19 protein-coding genes and 1 pseudogene are annotated in these 20684 nt (G+C 60.9%); 12 read left to right on the forward strand and 8 right to left on the reverse strand.

Annotated elements, in window-relative coordinates:
• Position 1: 1 nt before the first annotated feature.
• Together AC2444_RS23610 and AC2444_RS23615 are read right to left on the reverse strand one after the other, a co-directional pair.
• On the reverse strand, positions 2–940 hold the full coding sequence (locus tag AC2444_RS23610) for a carbohydrate ABC transporter permease (protein WP_003562572.1): 939 nt from the start codon (positions 938–940) through the stop codon (positions 2–4).
• 87 nt (positions 941–1027) lie between these two features.
• A complete protein-coding gene (locus AC2444_RS23615) occupies positions 1028–2275 on the reverse strand; it encodes an ABC transporter substrate-binding protein (protein ID WP_128450320.1) in 1248 nt (415 codons plus the stop codon).
• A gap of 573 nt (positions 2276–2848) precedes the next feature.
• Between AC2444_RS23615 and AC2444_RS23620 the strand changes: the two genes are divergently transcribed.
• Complete coding sequence (locus AC2444_RS23620; protein ID WP_128450321.1) at positions 2849–3883, forward strand: LacI family DNA-binding transcriptional regulator; 1035 nt, start codon at positions 2849–2851, stop codon at positions 3881–3883.
• Between the two features lie 18 nt (positions 3884–3901).
• Here AC2444_RS23620 and AC2444_RS23625 read toward each other — a convergent pair whose 3' ends face one another.
• A complete protein-coding gene (locus AC2444_RS23625; RefSeq protein ID WP_003562566.1) occupies positions 3902–4837 on the reverse strand; it encodes an alpha/beta hydrolase in 936 nt (311 codons plus the stop codon).
• On the reverse strand, positions 4834–5982 hold the full coding sequence (locus AC2444_RS23630) for a Gfo/Idh/MocA family protein (RefSeq protein WP_128450322.1): 1149 nt from the start codon (positions 5980–5982) through the stop codon (positions 4834–4836). Before AC2444_RS23630 ends, AC2444_RS23625 begins: the two co-directional genes overlap by 4 nt.
• 281 nt (positions 5983–6263) lie before the next feature.
• Here AC2444_RS23630 and AC2444_RS23635 point away from each other — a divergent pair, with 281 nt between their 5' ends.
• Positions 6264–7082, forward strand: coding sequence for a sugar phosphate isomerase/epimerase family protein (locus AC2444_RS23635; RefSeq protein WP_003562564.1), 819 nt, complete (start codon positions 6264–6266; stop codon positions 7080–7082).
• Positions 7083–7174: 92 nt separating this feature from the next.
• On the opposite strand, the gene AC2444_RS23640 is transcribed toward AC2444_RS23635, so the two are convergent.
• Positions 7175–7936, reverse strand: a complete 762-nt coding sequence (locus AC2444_RS23640; protein WP_012755536.1) for a DeoR/GlpR family DNA-binding transcription regulator — start codon at positions 7934–7936, stop codon at positions 7175–7177.
• Positions 7937–8192: 256 nt separating this feature from the next.
• Between AC2444_RS23640 and AC2444_RS23645 the strand changes: the two genes are divergently transcribed.
• From AC2444_RS23645 to AC2444_RS23690, 10 genes and pseudogenes are all read left to right on the forward strand, one after another.
• Positions 8193–8993 (forward strand): beta/alpha barrel domain-containing protein, encoded by an 801-nt coding sequence (locus AC2444_RS23645; RefSeq protein WP_003562561.1) that lies wholly within the window; start codon positions 8193–8195, stop codon positions 8991–8993.
• A gap of 3 nt (positions 8994–8996) precedes the next feature.
• The gene (locus tag AC2444_RS23650) at positions 8997–9938 is read left to right on the forward strand and encodes a PfkB family carbohydrate kinase (protein WP_003562559.1); all 942 of its coding nucleotides are present in this window, start codon (positions 8997–8999) and stop codon (positions 9936–9938) included.
• Between the two features lie 340 nt (positions 9939–10278).
• A complete protein-coding gene (locus tag AC2444_RS23655; RefSeq protein WP_128440200.1) occupies positions 10279–11424 on the forward strand; it encodes an ABC transporter ATP-binding protein in 1146 nt (381 codons plus the stop codon).
• A gap of 134 nt (positions 11425–11558) precedes the next feature.
• Entirely contained in the window at positions 11559–12635 is a 1077-nt protein-coding gene (locus tag AC2444_RS23660; protein ID WP_012755540.1) for a Gfo/Idh/MocA family protein, read from the forward strand.
• Positions 12635–13480, forward strand: coding sequence for a sugar phosphate isomerase/epimerase family protein (locus AC2444_RS23665; RefSeq protein ID WP_128450324.1), 846 nt, complete (start codon positions 12635–12637; stop codon positions 13478–13480). Before AC2444_RS23660 ends, AC2444_RS23665 begins: the two co-directional genes overlap by 1 nt.
• Complete coding sequence (locus AC2444_RS23670) at positions 13477–14286, forward strand: alpha/beta fold hydrolase (RefSeq protein WP_128407819.1); 810 nt, start codon at positions 13477–13479, stop codon at positions 14284–14286. Before AC2444_RS23665 ends, AC2444_RS23670 begins: the two co-directional genes overlap by 4 nt.
• A 4-nt stretch (positions 14287–14290) precedes the next feature.
• Entirely contained in the window at positions 14291–14992 is a 702-nt protein-coding gene (locus tag AC2444_RS23675; RefSeq protein ID WP_128440199.1) for a ribulose-phosphate 3-epimerase, read from the forward strand.
• 14 nt (positions 14993–15006) lie between these two features.
• Entirely contained in the window at positions 15007–15972 is a 966-nt protein-coding gene (locus tag AC2444_RS23680; RefSeq protein ID WP_128440202.1) for an ROK family protein, read from the forward strand.
• Positions 15973–16135: 163 nt separating this feature from the next.
• Positions 16136–16297, forward strand: a pseudogene (locus tag AC2444_RS23685) (ThuA domain-containing protein); the annotation flags it as partial.
• A 162-nt stretch (positions 16298–16459) separates the two neighbouring features.
• Positions 16460–17497 (forward strand): Gfo/Idh/MocA family protein, encoded by a 1038-nt coding sequence (locus AC2444_RS23690; protein ID WP_012755544.1) that lies wholly within the window; start codon positions 16460–16462, stop codon positions 17495–17497.
• Between the two features lie 132 nt (positions 17498–17629).
• Here AC2444_RS23690 and AC2444_RS23695 read toward each other — a convergent pair whose 3' ends face one another.
• From AC2444_RS23695 to AC2444_RS23705, 3 genes are all read right to left on the reverse strand, one after another.
• On the reverse strand, positions 17630–18025 hold the full coding sequence (locus tag AC2444_RS23695; RefSeq protein WP_012755545.1) for a DUF4112 domain-containing protein: 396 nt from the start codon (positions 18023–18025) through the stop codon (positions 17630–17632).
• A gap of 171 nt (positions 18026–18196) precedes the next feature.
• Positions 18197–19270, reverse strand: coding sequence for an alcohol dehydrogenase family protein (locus tag AC2444_RS23700; protein WP_128440198.1), 1074 nt, complete (start codon positions 19268–19270; stop codon positions 18197–18199).
• A 14-nt stretch (positions 19271–19284) separates the two neighbouring features.
• On the reverse strand, positions 19285–20664 hold the full coding sequence (locus AC2444_RS23705) for an aspartate aminotransferase family protein (RefSeq protein ID WP_017996262.1): 1380 nt from the start codon (positions 20662–20664) through the stop codon (positions 19285–19287).
• Positions 20665–20684 lie beyond the last annotated feature (20 nt).

Consider the following 20684-nt stretch of genomic DNA (forward strand, 5'->3'; position numbering starts at 1 on the left):
GTCACCTGCGCTGCTGGTGTTTGATGTAGAAATAGGTGACGCTCATCGAGATGATGAGAATGATCATCGCGCTCGCCGAAGCCAGCGAGAATTCATACTGCGAGAAGGCGAGCTTGTAGGTGAAAGTGGAGAGCACTTCCGTCGAATAGATCGGGCCGCCGCCCGTCGTCATCCATACCAGCGGAAAAACCTGCATCGTCCAGATGAAATCGAGAAGCGCGATGCTGACGATGATCGGCATCAGCTGCGGAATGGTGATGTACCAGAACTTTTGGAGTCCGTTGGCGCCGTCGATGCCGGCCGCCTCGTAAAGCTCCTTGGAAATGCCCTGGAGGCCGGCGAGCAGGCTGACCATGTAAAGCGGATAACCCGCCCAGATGTTTGCGAAGGTCAAAGCGTGAATGGCCGTGCGCGTCGACGAAAACCACTCGACCTTGAAGTTGATGATATGGAGCGCCATCAGCACGCTGTTGACGACGCCGTTCGGGTCGAGCAGCAGGCGCCAGATGATGGCGATGATGACGGCGGTGAACAGCCAGGGCAGGATGAAGAGCACGCGCAGGATGCTGCGAATAAGCGGATCGACGCGGTTGGTGTTCAACAGCAGCGCGAATGCCAGGCCGATGATGAAGTGGAAGACGACGCTCATGATCGTGAAATAAAGCGTCTGCGCGACCGACTGCCAGAAGACCGGATTTTCAAAGATGGTCACATAGTTCTGGAGCCCTGCGAAGGCAGCGGTCTTTTTCATGATGGCGCCGTCCATCAGAGAATATTTGAAGACCATCACCATCGGGAACAGCATCAGCAGCACAAGCAGCAGGGTCGCCGGCGACACGTAGAAATACGGGACCAGCTTCCTCAAGGTGCTGTAACGAAGCCATCCTTTTCTTCGCGCTTTGGCATGCGCGGCGACCAGAGCCGTAGCCGAGTGATTCATGAGCTGTGACTTTCCATTCTGCCGAGATTTGACGACTTGCACCGGCAGCGCAAGGCTGCGCTGCCGGTGATCGTGAAAGCGACGTGCTTAGAACTTCGCGAGCCACGCCTTTTGGGTATTGGCAGCTGCGTCCTTGGCTGACTGCCCGCCGTCGAACATCTTCTGGACTTCGACGTTCATGTCGCGCATCAGCTCTTCGGCAACCGGAAGACCGACGAATTCGTTGGCAGGATAGCCGCTCTGGAAGATTTTGAAAGCTTCCGCGAAGATCGGGTCCGAGGCCACGAAGTCCGGCTTGGCATGGACGTTGCCGGGGAAGGCGTTGGCAATCGAGACGAGACGGCCGTTGACGTCAGGGCTCATCAGGTATTCGACCAGCTTCCAGGCTTCGTCCTTGTGCTGGCTGCCTTCGCTGATGCCGATGCCCCAGGAGGCATAGGGCATGCCGCGCTTGCCGGTGTAGCCGTCAGTGGCCGGCAAGGCGGAGATGCCGAAGTTGAGCTTCGGATTGCGCTCGCGGATGAGGTTCACATGGGCGAGGGAATCCACCATCATGCCGACGCGGCCGTTGACGAATTCTTCGACCTTGTCCTGTTCCTTCTTGGCGAAGATGCCGGGAGAAATCACGCCTTGCTTGTTGAGCGAGGCAAGATAATCGAGCGTGCCGACGACGGCGTCATTTTCGAGGTCAGGCTTGCCGTCCTTCAGCATCGAGGCGCCGGATGCCCAGACCCAGGACATCACGTCGTTCTGGATTCCGCTCGGAGACTGCAGCGATAGCGGCAGAACCCAGCCGTACTGGTTCTTCGAGGCGTCGGTCATCTTCTTCGCGGCTTCAGCGAATTCCGTGCGCGTCGTCGGCAACTTGTCGACGCCGGCGGCCTTGGAGATATCCAGGTTCACGAAGACCGGGTAGACGAAGGATGCCAGCGGGAACATCACGCTCTTGCCATCGACCTTGACGATATCGGTGATCTGGCTCTTGTCGTATTTCGCCTTCTCCATCAGTTCGTCCATGGAGGCGATCGCGCCCTGCTTGGCGAGCCCGTTTACCCAGGCACCATCGAGGCCGACCACGTCGCTGAGCGTTCCCGAGGCGGCGCCGACGACGATCTGGTCACGCGTCGTGGCATAGGGACCGCTGACAAGCGTCACCTTGATGCCGGGATTTTTGGCTTCGAAATCGTTCATAATGCCGCGCAAGGCGCCGGACGGCATTTCGGGTTCCCACCATTGAATGAACTCGATGGTGGTGTCGGCAAACGCGGATGTGGCGCAGAGCGCCCATACCGCTACCGCAGCCCGCATCGTCACGCCGAATTTGCTGATATTCATCTGTGCCTCCCAAAGATTGTCAGTTAATCGATCCTCCTCAAGATCGTAGGCAAAGTAGGTTCCCTGAAGACCCTATCTGTCAATGAAGAACTGCGATCGGGAAAAGATGGGAGGCCGGCATTCACGGCGCGTGTCGCGTTAAATCATTGATAAAAAATAATAAAACTGATTGACATCATCGGTATTTTTCTACAGCATTTGTGTTGCTTGTGACGCATTTTTTCTTTACTTTCGTAAACAAATGAAAGTTTATCCAACAAAATGAAAAGCGTGGAACCCGGCGTCTTCACTGCAAATTTTCGAATTTGGGGCGCTGAAACAAGCACCTTTTGCAACCACGCGGCGCAAACGGCGCAAGTCGCAGTGAAGGGAATATTTCGATTTTCGAAAGGGAGGGCAGGGCCCGCACCAAAAGTGACGGATCACGCCGGCTTACGTGGTGGGTTTCGACGATTGAGGATACGAAGATCACCTGTACAAATTGCCGAATGCGTGATTTGGCGCGTCAGAGGATCGGCCGTTGCGTCAAATCATTCCCGATCAGTTGTCGTCGTCCCGCCAGTAAGGAATTGAATGGCCAAGAAAAATTATAAATCGATGGACGACTTCGCGACCGCCGCCGGCGTATCGCGTCCGACCTTGTCGAAATATTTCGACGATCCCTCACAGATCAAGGAGGTGACCCGCAAGCGTATCGAGGCGGCTCTCAAGAAGTCGCATTTCGAGCCGAACCTTTTCGCCCGGCATCTCAATCGCAAGCGGACCAGGAATATCGGGATTCTGGTCCCGACCATGTCGGATCCCTTTTATGTGCAGGTCGTGTCGCTGATCGAGCTGGAGTTGCGCGAAAAGGGATTCTGGCCCGTCCAGATCTCTTCGCACACGCGGCCGGAGCTGGAGGCGGAGGCCGTGCGGACCTTGCTGTCGCTGAAGGTTGCAGGCGCGATCGTGGCGCCGCTCGGAGCCGGTTCACGCCGTTCCGCGCTGGAAAGACTAAGCGGCGCAATCCCCGTCGTCTGCTTCGACAACCCTGCCGGCGCTGACCTTCCCTATGTCGGAAACGATAACGCGCAAAGCATGGCCGCCATTGTGCAATATCTCTGCCGGTCCGGTGAGCCACCGATATTCCTGGAGATTCCGCATTTGACCGAAAATGCTGGCGAGCGGCAGGAGAGCTACCGCGCGACCATGGCGAGGGAAGGGCATACTCCGCTGGTCATCGATTGCGACGCACCACCTTCCTGGGAATTCGAGCGTCTCGGATACGAGCAGATGCAGAGAATTCTTGCCAGAGGCGGTCTTCCCGGCAAAACGCTGCTATGCGCCAATGACCGCTTCGCTTTCGGCGCGATGGCTGCCGCTTTCGCTTCGGGACTGAAAATCGGTCGTAGCGACGCGTGCGACGTACGCATTGCCGGGCACGACGACCACCCGCTGAGCCGATACACCTGCCCGTCGCTGACGACGATGGCTCAGAACGCGCCCGAGATCGCCGCGAAATCCGTGGAGCTTTTGCTGGCGTATATCGAAAGCGAGGATGATGGAACCACCCCTACGACGAACAAGGTGATCCTCGAGGCAACGCTGGTTATGCGCGAATCGGCTTGAGACTAGGCAGTTCCCGCCTCAACGGGTAAGCGCAGGGTCCATGGCGCGCCATGCCATTGCGATGGCTTCGAGGGCCTCTTGTGCTTCCGGAATAGCCCGTCGCTTCGATACGAAGCCATGGATCTGTCCGGGCCAGGTCCGGGTCGTGGCCTTCGCCTCGGCGCTGAGCCGCTCGGCATAAGCGGCCCCTTCGTCGAACAGCACGTCGTATCCGGCAAGGATCACCAGGGCCGGCGCCACGCCCGCCAGCGATTCTGCGCTCAGCGGCGAGGCTCGCCAGTCCGACCGGCTCGTAGGTTCCGGCAGATAGTGGTCTCGGAACCATTTCATCGCCGCGGCCGTCAGGCCGAAATCCTCTTGGTAACGCAAGTAGCTGTCGCTTGTCTGCAACTGATCGGTCACCGGATAGATCAGCACCTGTCCGATGACAGCCGGCACCTGTCCGTCCCGCGCCAACAGGGCGACGACGGCGGCCAGATTGCCACCGGCGCTATCGCCGGCGACGAGAATTCGCAAGGGATCGATGCCGAGCGCATCCGCCTGCTCCGTCATCCAGACGAGTGTGGCGGCGCAGTCGTCAATGGCAGCGGGAAAGGGGTGTTCCGGGGCCAGGCGATAGTCGGGCGAAACCACGACGGCGCCTGCCATATTGGCAAGCGTCCGGCAGATATCCTCATGGGTTTCCGGCGCGCCGATGACAAAGCCGCCGCCATGGAGATAGAGCAAGGCCGGTGCGCCCTGGCGCGGCGCAGCGCGGCCGCGCCATATCTTCAACCGGATTGCGCCCGCATGCCTTTCCAGGATCTCGGCTACGTCTTCGAGCGGCCGTTGAATGTCTGCGAAACTATCCAGATATTGCTGCCGCGCCAGCGCCGGCGTGCAGCTTTCGACCGGCGTTTGGGGATCGCCGGGCCATGCAAGCGCACGTTTGGCGGATTCATCCAGTTGTGTCATGCCAGCAAACTCCTCGCTTCGTCTTCCCGCAATTCTTTTGGCTGCGCGACAATACCCGGAATGGTCTGCGCGACACCGGTTTCACCGGCACGCAGGATCGCTTCCATGACTTCGAGCACATGGAGAGCGAGATCGCCCGAAGCACGCGGCGCACGGCCCTCAATGATTGCGCGTGCGAGATCGGCAAGACCAAGCATGCGGTAGTTGGCACGATCAGGCGCTGCGATCGGCCAGTTGACGGCGCCAAAGAGTTTGCCTGACGTATCCGTTTCCTGCCAGGGCGCGCCGCGGCTGGAGAGCGCAACGGAGCCGCCGAAATTGTCGGGGTCGGGCAGGCGCAGCGAGCCTTCGGTCCCGTGGAGTTCGATGGGGTGATTGGAGTGGCGAAAGACGTCCCAGGAGGCGCCGAAGGTGACCGTGGCACCGCAATCGAATTCCAGCAACGACAGCACGCTGGTCGGCGTGCCGACCTTGAACGTGGTGCCCTGCTTCGGTCCCTCCGCCGTGATGAGCCGCTCGTCCTGCCCGCTTGTGGCGACGGCCTGCACACGGCGGATAGGCCCCATCAGATTGACCATCATCGTCAGATAATAAGGCCCCATATCCATGACCGGGCCGGCGCCGGCCTGGTAATAAAAGCCGGGATCCGGATGCCAGTGCTCCATGCCGCGCCCCATCATGAAGGCCGTCCCGGTCACCGGCTTGCCGATGGCGCCGGCTTCCATCTGCCGCCGGGCATGGCGTCCGGCCGCCCCCAGAAACGTATCTGGCGCCGAGCCGAGCATGAGGCCCTTTACGGCGGCGGCATCCACCAAGCGGCGTCCTTCGGCGGCCGTGACACCGAGCGGCTTCTCCGTGAAGACATGCTTGCCCGCCGACAGCGCCCGCATCGAAACGTCAAAATGCGCGGCCGGGATCGTCAGGTTGAGGATGAGGTCGATGTTCCGGTCGTCGATGAGGCTGTCGACGTCGGCCGCGCGCAGATCGAACTCGGCCGCGCGACGCTTGGCGGCGTCTGCGTTGAGGTCTGCACAGGCGATGATTTCGACGCCGCGAAACAGCGGCGCGTTGCGCATATAGGCGAGCGAAATGTTGCCGCATCCGACAACGCCGATCCTGAGTTTCATACCATTGGTCTGTGCCATCGAAGAACCTGATTTTGCCGTTGCGGGTGCGAAGGGTTGAGGGGTACGTTACATTTTAATCGCAAGGTATAAAATATATTGACGTACGCTAACATTTGACCGTACGTAATGGCAAGACGCTGGCGTCGAAATTCCCGCTGAAGAGCCCGCCTTTCCGGCCTTCGGCCGCCTCCCAGGCGGAAGGAGTTTTGCAAGGTCGGCGGAGCCCCTGAGGATTGCCCGGCGGGGAAGCAGCCGGCTTCGGTATCGGCTGTCATCAACGAATAGGTCAGGACCGCGAGATGAAAAATGCTGAGCTGCAGATCGGCTGCCAAACATTCACCTGGGAGATGCTGGGGACAGGTTGGAGCGGCGGCCCGGACGATCTGGTGCGCGCCATTGCCGACGGCGGATATGCCGGTATCGAAATCACCGACACGATGATCGGTCACTACGCGCTCAAGCCTGCCGACTTTGCCCGCACCCTGGCGGATGCCGGTTTGGCGCTGGTTTCCTTTGCCTTCGGCTCCGCCAGCGGCTTCACGGTGGCGGAAAAGATTGCCTCCGATCTCGACACGGCGCGGCGATGGGTCGATTTCGCGGCGAATTTTCCCGGCGCGATGATATCGATGGGATCGGCGACGGTCGTCTCGGATGGTCCGCGCGATGAGAAATTCGCCATTGCGGCGGAGTGCTACAATCGTGCGACCGAGATCGGACAGTCGGCTGGCGTCGCTGTAGCTGTCCATCCTTCCTCGCACCACAACACGCTGCTGTTCACGCGGAACGACTATGATCAACTGTTTGCTCTCTTGGATCCACAAGTGGGTTGGGTGCCGGATACCGGTCATATCCTGCGTGGCGGCCAGCAGATCGGCGATACGCTGGCGGCCCACCGGGACCGGATCCGTTACGTGCATCTGAAGGATGTCGACGCCGGCGGGACCTGGGCGATGCTGGGCGAAGGCGTCTGCGACGTGCCTGCCGTGGTTTCGACCGTTCGGGATGCGCCGAACTTTATCGGCTGGATCGTGGTGGAAGAAGAATCGGACAATGCCGGAACCGATCCTGCCGCCGCCGTTCGAGCGAACCGCGAGACGCTTCGACGTCTGGGGTTTTAGCCCATCTCGTATTCCGTGGCGTCGGCCAAAGCTATCCGTCGATGCCAAAGCCTCTCCTGTCTCTCTTGTAAATTGGAGAGGTGGACTGCAGGTCACGCGTAGCGAACCTCCACGCCCAGCTTGTCGAGCCTGTGGCGAATGCTGTGCGGCATGTTGCTGTCCGTGATGATCAAGTCGACGCGCGACAGCGAGAAGGCTTTGGAGGAGGCGCCGACGTCAAATTTGCTCGAATCCGCCACGAGGACGACACGCCGCGCCATGCGAACCAGGTTGCGCTTGGTCCGTGCCACGTCCTCGGAGACATCGACGACATCGAAGGCCTGATCGATCGCGTGGGCGCCGACAAAAGCCTGGTGGGCGACGAGGCCGCCGACCGCCTTGTCGGAGTCCTGTACGATCGTGCTCACGGTGCTGGGAAACACGCGGCCGCCGATCATGTGCACGTCGAGCCCTGGCCGGTACATCAGATGCTGGGCGATGTTCATTGCCGTTGTCGCAACCACGACGTTGTTGACTGGTGGCATCTGCATGGCGACCTGCAGCAGCGTCGAGCCGCTGTCGAAGACGATCGACTGGTTATCGATGATCTGTCTCGCAGCCATCTGGGCGATGCGGCGCTTCGCATCGAAATTGCGTTGCATGCGTTCCTCGAAGGCTGCTGCCGGAGAGTCGGACGGCAGGGCGATTGCCCCGCCATGCGTTTTGATCAGCTGCTTCTTGGCGTCCATGATTTCGAGATCGGAGCGGATCGTCACTTCCGAGACCTCGAAGAATTCCGCGAGCTGGCGGGTGCGTGCCTGGCCGACCCGTTGAAGTTCCAGCATGATCTGCTGCCGCCTCTGTTCTGCAAGCATATGTGATCCCGACTGCTGTTATGCGACACTGCGACTTTTGAAAAACGAAAGCTCGCTGTTTCATCCTACGGCTTCTGCTGTTGAAATAGCCGTTCAGCCACGAAAATGCACGTCAAAAATTCATCATTCATGTAAAAACGAAAGAAATCGAAATATTGAATGTTTGTTTGTTTTCGAGTTAGGGTTTTTCCAGCATCGGCGCCGGCAATCGCAAGCCTGCAATCACAAAGTCGGCAATCACAAAGGAAGTCTCGCCATGGGTCTCGGAACCAAAATCCGCCTCGCACGCCTGTTCTCGAACCCATCGGGTCACTTGTTCGGAGGCGCCGTCGATCATTTTGTCGGTTATGGCAATGTGCGTGAGGGCGGGCTTGCCGACCTGCCGGGTGCGCTCAGACGCGTCATGGCGGGAGGCCCCGACTACATCAGCATCCAGCCTGGCGCGGCGCGCCACCTCTGGTCGGAATACGCCGGAAAGGCAGCGCTCGTCATTCAGGGCGGTTGCTTCACCGCCGACGACCGTATTCGCCAGCTCATTGCGACCCCGGAGGACGCGGTGCGTTATGGTGCGGACGCTCTGGCTGTCGCCATTCCCGTGCGCGGCGCCACCGAAGGAGAGTATATCCGCTGGCTCACCGATACGGTCAACGCCGCCGCCCGCTTCGAGATGCCGGTCGTTGCCCACGTCTATCCCCGCGATTTCTCCGACGGCGGCAAGATCGTGTTCACCCCGGATGAAATCGCTTACGCCGTGCGCATCGGCTTCGAGGCCGGCGTCGACGTGATCAAGGTCGGCTACACCGGCGATTTCGAGTCCTTCCGCGAGACCGTTGCGACTTGCCCGATTCCGGTCGTGATCGCCGGCGGCCCGAAGACCGATACGCTGCTCGGCGCGCTCGTCCAGACGTCGGAAGCACTGCGCGCTGGGGCCAAAGGCGCGGTCGTCGGTCGCAACCTCTGGGGTCACGGCGACACGACCATGGCCGCGCGCGCCTTCAAGTTCGTCATTCATAAGGGGATGACGCCGGAGGATGCGCTGGCGGCGGCCGGTGCTTGAGACGTGTCGCGCCCTTTCCAGGTTCTGGGCTTCGGCGCCCTGGCAATCGATGACATCATCTATGTCGATCGGGGGCTGACGGCCGGCAAGGGGAAGGTGAAGAAGCGCGCCACGGACCATGGCGGCAACGTGGCGACGGCCCTTGTTGCCGTCGCCCGGCTCGGCGGGCGGGCCGGCTTCATCGGCTGGCTCGGCAATGACACAACGGCCGACGTGGCGGGAAGCGAGCTCGAGCGGGACGGTGTCGATATATCGCTGGCTCCCCGCCACGCGGATGCCGCGCCGATCCGCTCCGTGATCACCGTCGGTCCCGACGGCGACCGGTTCATCGCTTATGACGACGATGTGCTGCACGGCACGTCGGATGCGCTGCCCGATGATGTTCTGATGCAAGCCCCGGTACTGTTGATCGATGGTTATGCCACGCACTCGGAAAACGTCGTGGCGCGCGCACGCGCCATGGGCCTTGCCGTGATTGCCGATATCGAATGGACGGTCGGCGCCGCGACCGACCGGATCCTGGCTCTTGCCGATCATCTGGTGCTGCCGCTTGCCTTCGGGCGGGAGTACACCGGCGAGGGTGATCCAACGATGATCCTGGACAAGCTCTGGTCGGGGGATCGGTCCGCGGTTGTCCTGACTGATGGCGAACGAGGGACCTACCTCCGTCAGAGAGGCGATGCCACCCGCTGGCATGTGCCGGCCTATCAAGTTCAGGCGGTCGACACGACCGGCGCCGGGGATTGTTTTCACGGTGCCTACGCCCTTGCTCTCGCAGAGGGTAAGAGCCCGCTTGATTGCACTGCCTATGCCGCGGCGGCGGCCGCCATTTCCGTGACCGCACGGGGAGGGCGCAGAGGCCTGCCGGATCACCTTATGTGCCTGGCATGGATGGCGGCGGAGAATGCGCCTGTGCCGATGCCGATGCCGGGATGCCAAAAATGAGCGCGGGCGGCGATGGGTGCCGGCACCGATCGACTGACCCAGCAGAGCCTCACGGCTGGCGTGTCATTGAATCACTTTGAGCGATCTCTCAACAGCGGCAAGTTCGATCATAAAAGTTACGCGCGATAAAAAATATAATTCCGCAGTTTATTTTTAATTTCTGGTAAAATAATGATACGTTTCAAATAGATATTAAGAGCGGCTGGTAATCTGCCGCGAAATATCATCGATTCTTTGGTTGACTTTGAAGCTCAGGCCTGAGCTTTCTTGTCAAAAGGATCGGACACGGCGGGGAGCGCCGTCTGAAGATATGATCCGGACTGGTACGGGAGGACGAGACGTGGCTGTGGTTGTACTCGACAAAATCTGCAAGACCTATGGAAACAGCTACCATGCGATCAAGGATCTGAGCCTGACGATCCATGATGGCGAGTTTCTGATTCTGGTCGGGCCGTCCGGATGCGGAAAATCGACCGCTCTGCGCATGATTGCCGGGCTCGAGGAAATCAGCAGCGGAACATTGAGCATCGGCGGCCAGGACGTCGTGGATCTCGCGCCCAAGGACCGGGACATTGCCATGGTCTTTCAGAGCTATGCGCTTTATCCGCACATGACCGTGTTCGATAACATTGCCTTTTCGATGAAGCTGGCCGGAAAGAACAAGGCCGAACGCACCAAACGTGTCCACGAAATCGCCAAGATCCTGCAGCTGGAGCCCTTGCTGGGCAACAAGCCCGCGCAGCTTTCGGGCGGCCAGCGCCAGCGTGTTGCGATGGGCCGCGCCATGGTCCGCGAGCCCGCGGCATTCCTCATGGACGAACCGCTCTCGAACCTCGATGCGAAGCTGCGTGTTCAGATGCGGGCAGAGATCGCCAGCCTGCAGAGACAGCTGGGCGTGACGACGATCTATGTGACGCACGACCAGACTGAAGCGCTGACCATGGGCGATCGGGTCGCGGTGCTGAAGGGCGGCGTGCTGCAGCAGGTGGATACGCCCAAGGCTCTGTATCACCGCCCGGTCAATGCGTTTGTCGCCGGCTTTATCGGTTCGCCGTCGATGAACCTTTTCGAAGGGCGTCTGGCGGGCGGACGGATCCATCTGCCGGGCTTCTCCATCCCCTTGTCCGGCGGCGCCTTCGAGCGCGCTCCCGGTCTATCCGCTTTCGAGGGAAAGGATGTGATCTTTGGGGTCAGGCCCGAGGACCTCTACGACAGCCGGTTGCCATCTGGCGCCTCCCATCCGACGATCCCGGTTGTCGTGAAATCGATCGAGGAGCTTGGCTCCGAGCTGATCGTGCATTTGAAGATCGACGCGGTCCGCATCGACTCGGGCGACCCCGATGCCGTCGAGGACCTGAGCGGGGCCGCCAATGCCGTCGCGCGGTTCGAAGCGGTCAGCGCGGTCGAGACAGGCCAATCGATCGACCTGGCCATCGACCCGGCGAAACTGCACTTTTTCCACCCTCAAACGCATATGGCGCTGTGACGTGACGAGGGAGAGCCGCAGGCGCTGCTGGCAGTCCGGCCATAAGCCGTTGTCGACGTTCGATGTCTTGAAAGCATTCCATCCGACGCCGAAACCAGCGTTCATCTTCAGTATCCGACTTAAAGGGCTTATCGATGCCAGCAAAACAGGAACGACGTCTCCGCATCGGCGTATTGGGAGCGGGCCAGATTGCCCAGGCCGCGCATTTCGAGAGCTGCACCAAGGCAGCCAATGCCGACCTTTATGCAATTTGCGATGTTGCCGAAGATCTCCGCGAACGTATGGCCATCACCCATGGGGCGGAAAAAACCTATGACGACTACGACAAGATGCTGGCCGATCCCGACCTCGATGCCGTGGTCATCGCGACCGCCGACGCCTTTCACGTGCCTGCTTCCATTCGCGCCCTTCAGGCAGGCAAGCATGTGCTGTGCGAAAAACCCGTCGGTGTCACCATCGAGGAATGCCTTGAACTGAAGGCTGTGGTCGACACGTCGGGAAAGGTGTTTCAGGTCGGGCATATGAAGCGTTTCGACGCGGGGCTGCAGGCTGCCAAGTCCTTCATCCGCGATGAAATGGGCGAGATGGTCGCTCTGAAAGCATGGTATTGCGACAGCACGCACCGCTATCCGATGACCGATGCGGTTCAGCCCCTGATCGTCACCAGCGCCAATGCGAAGAAACCCTCCGCCAATCCGAAGGCCGACCTGCGGCGCTACTATATGCTTGCCCATGGTTGCCATCTGATCGACACGGCACGTTATTTCGCCGGCGACATCGTTTCCGTCAACGCTCGTCTGTCCGAGCGAGCCGGTATCTGGTGCTGGTTCGTGGACGTGGAATTTGCCTCCGGCACACTCGGCCATCTCGATCTCACCGTCCAGGTGCGCATGGACTGGCACGAAGGCTTCCAGATCTATGGCAAGAACGGCAGCATTTTGGGCAAGACCTATAACCCGTGGTACTACAAGAGCAGTGAGGTCGACATTTTCCGGGAAGCGGACGGCGCCACACACCGTGTTCTCGGTGCCGACGGCCATTTCTACCGCCGCCAGGTCGAAGGCTTCGCCCGCACCATTCTGGATGGCGCGGTGATGGAAGGGGCCGATATCGATGATGGCCTGGCATCCGTCCGGGCCATGGTTGCCGTCGCGCGTTCCGCCGAAAGCGGCAAGGCGGTTGCGCTGTCCGACGTCACGGGTGGCGTGTGATGAAGCTCGGCATCTTCGCAAAGACCTTCGAGGGAACGGAACCCGTAACCGTTCTCAACTCGGTCGCTGGCGCCGGGTTCACCTGCGCACAATACAATATGGCCTGCTCGGGCCTTGCGCCGATGCCGGAGATCATCACGGAAGCCCAGGCCCGCGCAGTCGGCGAAGCGGCGCGTAGCAGCGGCGTCGAGATCGTTGCCGTTTCCGGCACCTTCAACATGATTCATCCGGATCTCGCCGTGCGCGAGGCCGGCCTTCGCAAACTGGCGACCCTGGCCGAGCGCTGCGCCGGCATGTCGACCACCTTGATCACGCTCTGCACCGGCACACGCGACCCCATCGACCAGTGGAAGGCGCATGCCGACAACGACACGCCGGAGGCCTGGCGGGATCTCCTCGAGGCGATGGGCGCGGCCATCGAGATCGCCGAGCGTTACGATGTCGATCTCGGCGTCGAGCCCGAGCTTGCCAATGTCGTCAACTCGGCTGAGAAAGCCCATCGGCTGATTACGGCACTGAAGAGCCCCCGCATCAAGATCGTGCTCGATCCAGCCAATCTCTTCGAGGTCGCGACGCTCGATGAGCAGCGGAACATTGTCTCTTCCGCCATCGACCTTCTGGCCGATCGGATCGTCATGGCACATGCGAAAGATCGCAATCCGGACGGTAGTTTCGCGACCGCCGGCAAGGGTGTGCTCGACTACGCGCATTATCTCGGCCGTCTCAAGGCGATCGGCTTCGAGGGCAGTCTCGTCACACATGGCCTTTCGGCTTCGGAGGCGGCCGGTGCGGCGAGTTTCCTGAAGAGCAGTCTCGGCGGCGAAGCTGTGGGGGCAGGAAGATGAGACGGGCTGAACCGTTCGAAACCAGCGACGGGACCATTCTCAATGTCGATATGGCGGGCGAGGGCGCGTCCATAATCTTCCAGCATGGCTTATGCGGCGACGCGGCGCAGACCGACGAAGCCTTTCCGCTCGAAGCGGGTTTTCGCCGGGTAACGATCGAAGCACGCGGCCACGGCCATTCCCAAACCGGCAATCCGGAGCAGCTGTCGATCGCGACCTTCTGCGATGATATCGCCGCCTATATCGAAAAGAACCTTATGCCGCCGATCGTGATCGGCGGCATCTCGATGGGCGCGGCGATCGCCCTGCGTCTCGCGGTCAAGCGGCCCGATCTTGTCAAGGCTCTGATCATAGCAAGGCCGGCCTGGCTGACGGCATCCGCGCCGGAGAATATGGCACCCAACGCCGAAGTCGGGCGGCTTCTGAAAACTCTGCCACTGGGCGAAGCAAAGACCGCATTCCTTGCCGGGCCGGTGGGCGTGCGGCTCGCCGCCGAGGCGCCGGACAATCTGGCCTCGCTTGCCGGTTTTTTCTCCCGCACGCCTTTGGATGTGACCGCCGAACTGCTCACCAGGATTTCCAATGATGGTCCTGATGTGACCGACGAGGAGGTCGGCAATCTCACCGTACCGACGCTGGTTATCGGCCATGATCGGGACAGCATTCATCCTCTCAGCCATGCGCGTGCTCTTGTCGAGCGGATTGCCGGCGCGCGCTTCGTGCAGATCACGCCGAAGACTGAGAGCCGTCCGCAATACGTCGCCGACTTCCGGCTTGCCATGGGCCATTTTCTGAAGGAGCTCTGAAACAATGACGACCCCCTCCAAGACCTGGATCGCCGATCTTCCGAAGGATCGCCTGATTGCCGAATTCTCGGTCTGGTCGGCCGATCTCGTGCATCTGGCGGATGATCTGGCGCGTGTCGATCCTCACGTCGACATCCTCCACATCGATGTCGCCGATGGCCATTTCGCGCCGGCCATGTTGTTTTTCCCCGATCTTGTTGCCGGCGTGCGCAAAGTGTCCGCGCGCCCGATCCATGTTCACCTGATGGTCGCCGACAGCATCCTCCTGTCGCAGATCGAGCAGTTCGCCGATGCGGGCAGCGACCTGATCAGTCTTCATGTCGAAAACGAAAGCGTCGCTGTCGAGGCTCTCGATCTTCTCGATCGCCGCGGTGTCGCTGCCGGCATGGTGCTCAAGGTCGACACCCCCGTCGAACGGGTCGAGAGATATGCTTCCCGGCTGCGCTTTGTGACGCTGCTCGGCACGGCGATTGGCGTGAAGGGCCAGGGCCTCGACGAAAAGGCTGGTGCGCGGCTTCAGCAGGCACAGCAGATCATCGCCGGTTGCGGTGCGGCGCATCGGATCGTGCTGGCGGCCGACGGCGGTATTCGCGAGCACACCGTGCCGCTTCTGCGCCAGTCGGGTGCGGAAACGGTGGTCCTCGGTTCCCTGGCTTTCAATGCGCCATCGCTAGACGAGCGGATGGCATGGGTGCGCGCACTCTAACTCATGGTCTTCACATGCAGCAGGTTGCCATTGGAATCGACCTCGGTGGGACGCAGGTGCGCGCTGCCCTCGTCGACGAGCAGGGCAGGATTCTGGCGCGCGCAGCCGAACCGACGGATGCGTTGGCGGGCCCCGACCGCGTGCTCGCCCAAATCTGCGGCCTGACCGACGGACTGCTTGCAGCATCGAACCCCGCTTCGGTGGTGGGCGTCGGCGTATCCGCTCCGGGCCCGCTCGATACGGTCGCCGGTGTCGCCTCGAATATCCCGACCCTCTCCGGCTTTGTCGACTTTCCGCTGAAGGCGGAGTTGCAGAAGCGGTTTCCGTTTCCGGTCGACCTCGAGAATGATGCGATTGCCGCTGCCATCGGTGAGTGGCAGTTCGGGGCCGGAACGGGGCTCGACAATTTGGTGTATGTCACCGTGAGCACTGGCATTGGCGGTGGCGTTGTGTCGGATGGTCGCGTCGTGCGCGGCCGCAAGGGCATGGCAGCCCATGTTGGGCACATGTCGGTCGTGCCGAACGGAGAGCTTTGCCCCTGCGGCAACAGGGGTTGTTTCGAGGCCTACGGATCCGGAACGGCATTTGCGCGCCGCGCCCAAATCAGGGCTGTGGAATCCAGCGCGACGACAATAGGCAGCGATGGCGGCGCCATCGATAGCCGCAGCGTTTTTGCAGCAGCAAGAAATGGCGATCGTCTCGCAAATCAACTGATTGACGAGGAAGCGGAAATTCTCGGTCGCGGCTTCACCAGCCTGATCCATATCTTCAGTCCCGATATCATCGTGATGGGAGGCGGTCTTTCCCACGAGTTCGACCGACTGCAACCCGGCATTCAAGGCTACATCACGCAATGGGCAATGCCGGCATTCAAGGATGTCAGGGTAATGCTGGCGGCGTTGGACCAGAACTCGGGCCTCGTCGGCGCAGCTGCTCTGGCGTTTCTGACCGGAAAGGTCCCGGCGATCGATCAGATTTAGAAAAGCAGGCCGATCCTGCGTGCTGTAAACGCAATGACGCAAGGCCCCTCGAGACACGGGAACGGTTTGTGCGACGGGCAGGGTCGAAATGGGCGCAGCCAAGACAATCGTCGACGTCCCCTTTCCGTATCGAGAGGTTGCTCTCCGTCAGGGCGGCGAGGCGATACTTAAGGTGCTGATCAACGGCGTCACGTGGGCCTATAATCCCGAGGGGTCGTTGACTGGTATCACCGATGCTCCAAATGTGCCTGTAGAAAAAGCACTGGAGCCGATCGTCGAACGCGGCCCGAGACTGCACCAGGCCGGCGAAGCCGGTTACCGCTGAGGAACTGAAACACCGTCCTTGGGCGGGACGCCACGCATGCGGTCCGCCCGGCAAAACGCTGTGCTGACAGTCGTCGCTCTCCATTTGGCAAGACCATCTGGCGCTTGTGAAAGACGACGGTTCTGGCGCTAATGATTTCGATAAACGACCATGAGGACAAAAATGCGCTTGATCATTCTCGGAACCGGAGGATGGGCAAACACCCATGCCATGAATTTTTCCGAAATCGCCGACGTAAAAATTGTTGCTGCTGTTGATACGGACGAGGTCCGGCTACGGGCCTTCGCGCTAAGGCATGGTATCCCACTTACCTTCACGTCGCTTGATGACGCTCTTGCCTGGGGAGAGTTTGACGCCGTGACCAATGTCACGCCGGATCGCGCGCATTATTCCACGACAATGAAGATACTCGGCGCCGGCAAGCATGTCCTCTGCGAGAAGCCCCTGGCGGTTAACTACCGCGAAGCCAAGGAGATGGCCGACGCTGCCGCTGCGTCCGGCAAGGTCACGATGGTAAACCTTACCTATCGTAATGTAGCGCCGCTGCAAGCAGCGCGTAAGATGGTGTTGGACGGACGCCTCGGCGCGATCCGCCACTTCGAAGCATCCTATCTCCAGAGCTGGCTGGTCTCAAAGGCGTGGGGCGACTGGACCAAGGAATCGCAATGGCTTTGGCGGCTGTCGACAAAGCACGGCTCCAATGGCGTGCTGGGCGATGTCGGTATCCATATTCTCGACTTCGCGGTTTTTGCCGCCGGAAGTGACGTCAAGGCGGCCGCATCGCATCTTAAGGTGTTCGACAAGAGCCCCGGAAATCGGATCGGCGAGTATGATCTCGACGCCAACGACAGTTTCCTGATGATGGCTGAACTCGAAAACGGTGCCGCTGGCGTCATTCACGCAACGCGCTGGGCAACCGGCCATCTGAACGAATTGCGCCTGCGCCTGCATGGAGACAAGGGCGCGCTGGAGGTGGTGCATACGCCTGAAGGTTCGACGCTCAGGGCCTGTGAAGGTCCCGATGCCGACAAGGCAATCTGGCGTAAGATCGACGTCGAACCGGTTATCACTAATTTCCAGCGCTTTGCAAACGCCGTGCAAAAGGGGCAGCTGGATGAGCCTGGTTTTGGCCACGCAGCCAAGCTGCAATTCGTTCTTGACCACGCAGTGAAGACGGCCGGCGCTCTGATCGAACTTTAAGCAAAGGTGCTCCAGTTCAGTGCCACCTCGGCAGGTTGCTCGTCGTCTTAAGGCCAGGGTACCGGTTGCGCGGCCTCGTTGGAGCCGGCGCCGACAGCCTCGTATAAATTCCTCAAAGGGACGTCGGCTTGCTCAGATGCGCCGGTTCAACTCGTCTTCGCTGATCCCAAAGTGGTCGAGAATGATGCCGACGTTTCGGCGATGAGACTTGAAATAGACGTCGAAGATATCGCCGAGCAACGGAACCGTCCCGCCGGCGGCGTCGATCCCGAGATTGACGGCCATGCGTGCGAGCTTTTGGGTGGGAATGCCGAGGCGTCTTGCCTCATCGATGATGAAAAGACCGATCAGGGATCCGGCAATGTCTCCGACGGCCGGGATAAGGCCGAGAATCGAGTCTGCACCGATCCGCACGCCGATGACAGGCAATCTGACCGCGGTATCCATCAGGCGCGCTATGGCGACGGCGCGCCGAATTCTTCCAAGTTCGATGGAGGTCAGATGTTTGGTGCTGGCGGAGGCTGGCATCAGCGACCTATTGGCGCGAACGAACGTTCCGCCTCCTCCAGTGAGGGCGCGGCAAGAATGTCGTCGCATTGCTGCGAAATAGTCCGACGCAGCGAAAGCCCGGTGCCATCATCAGTTCCCATGGCCGTGAAACGCTGCAAACCCGATAAGGTTCGCCCGCTAAAGCAAGGATCATCTCGCGTCGGGGACCACGACCAATTTGCCCACAAAGTTCTTCGCCATGAAATCGGTCTGCGCGCGGTGGAATTCCGATAGTGGATAGACGCCGCCGACGAGAGGCCGGATTTTCCGGCTTTCGATATAACCGACGATCCGACGAAAGTCGGCGCGGCTTCCCTGGCTCGAGCCGTGCAGCTCCAGCTGCTTCAGATACATGGACCGCAAATCGAGCTGAACGACCGGGCCGGCGATGGCGCCGGCTGTCGTGTAGCGGCCTTCGGGGCGCAGGATCTTCAGGAGATCGTTGAACAGCGGTCCGCCGACGAGATCGGCGACGACATCGATCGGCTGGCCACGGCTGGCGGAATGGACGGCTTCGACCAGATCGCCCTTGCCGCGGGTCACCACCGCCTCGGCGCCGATATCGAGCATCGCCGCCTCCTTGCCGGGGCCGGCGACCGCGATCGGGATGGCGCCGCGGGCCCGTGCGAGCTGGATGATCGCCGAGCCGACGCCGCCCGAGGCGCCGGTCACCAGGACGCGTTCACCGGCGACAAGCCTTGCCCGTTCCAGCATGCGCTCGCCGGTCAGATAGGCGCAGCAAAAGGTGGCGAGTTCGACGTCGGTCAGATCGGTTGCGACGACATGGGCGTTCTCGGCCGGCAGTGCCATGTATTCGGCATAACCGCCGTCGCGGCCATGGCCCATGTAATCGATGTCGGCGAGGCTGTCGTCGTCGCGGTTATAGATCGAGAAGTCGACCATGACGCGTTCGCCGACGCGCGCCGGATTAACGCCGGCGCCGACGCCGACGATATGGCCGACCGTATCGGTGCCCTGAATGCGCGGGAATGTCAGCGTATTGCCTTGCCTGCGCCATGTGGAGACGGCCGACGGATCGTCCTCGGTGCCGTAGGCGCCTTGGCGGACCCAGACGTCGGTATTGTTCATGCCGCAGGCCGTGACGCGGATCAGAACCTCGCCGTCCGCGGGTCTCGGGACGGGCACGTCCCTGTCATAGACGAGCTTGTCCAGACCGCCATGGCCGGTGAGCAATACGGCCGCCATCTTTTCCGGGATCGTCATGCCGATCTTCTCCCTCAGATGTTCTTGAAGACGGTTTCGATCGTGTCCGCCGCGGCCTTGACCACGATGTCGGCCTCCTCGCGTGTCAGGCAGAGCGGCGGGGCGAAGCCGAGGATGTCGCCCTGCGGCATGGCGCGGCCGATGACGCCGCGTTCGAGGAGGGCGGAGGCGACCTGCGGGCCGATCTTGCGGCCGGCATCGAAGAACGTGCGGTCGTCCTTGTCCTCGACGAATTCGACGGCTGCCATCAGCCCGTCGCCGCGGACTTCGCCGACGTTGCGGTGGCCGCCGACGGCCTTTGCGAGTTCCGAGCGGAAATAGGCGCCGGTCGCCCCGGCATTCTCGACGATGCCGAGTTCGTCGATCAGTTCGAGATTGGCAATGCCTGCGGCAGCACAGATCGGATGGGCGGAATAGGTCCAGCCGTGACCGATCGCGCCCATCTGATCGGAACCCTGCACCAGGACTTGCCACATCTTGTTCGAAACGATCGTACCGGAAAGGGGAGCGTAGGCCGAGGTCAGGCCCTTGGCGATGGTGATCAGGTCCGGCTTCATGCCGTAATGATCCGAACCGAACATCGTGCCGAGACGGCCGAAGCCGGTGACGACTTCATCGGCGACAAGCAGGATGTCATATTTGTCGAGCACGGCCTGGATCTTCTGCCAGTAGGTTTTCGGCGGCGGCACGATGCCGCCGGTGCCGAGGATGGGTTCGCCGATGAAGGCGGCGATCGTTTCCGGGCCTTCGGCGATGATCATCTCCTCGAGCTTGTCGGCGCAATATTGCGAGAACTGCTCCTCGCTCATCGACCGGTCGGGGCGGCGGAAATAATAGGGTGCTTCGGTGTGCAGCACCGGCGCCCGCGGCAGATCGAAGGCATTATGGAAGAGGGCCAGGCCGGTGAGGCTGCCGGTCATGACGCCGGAGCCGTGATAGCCGCGCCAGCGCGAGATGATCTTCTTCTTTTCCGGACGGCCGAGGATGTTGTTGTAGTACCAGATGAGCTTGATGTTGGTCTCGTTGGCATCCGAGCCGGAGAGACCGAAATAGACGCGGCTCATGCCGGCGGGGGCGCGGTCGATGATCATCTTCGACAGCGTAATCGAGGCTTCCGTGCCGTGGCCGACATAGGCGTGGTAATAGGCGAGGTTCTTTGCCTGCTCGGCGATCGCATCGGCAATCTTCTGGCGGCCGTAGCCGACATTGACGCAATAGAGGCCGGCAAAGGCGTCGAGGCTTTTGCGGCCTGTCGTGTCGGTGATGTAGACGCCTTCGCCGCCGGCAACGACACGGGTCGGCGTCTCGCCGCGGGCATGCCCGCCCATATGGGTCGAGGGATGGAAGAAGTGATCGCGGTCCCAGGCGGTAAGTTCGTTGCTTCTGTCGAGCATGTCTAGCCTCTTTCTTGAAA

Source organism: Rhizobium sp. WSM1328 (genome assembly GCF_057653715.1).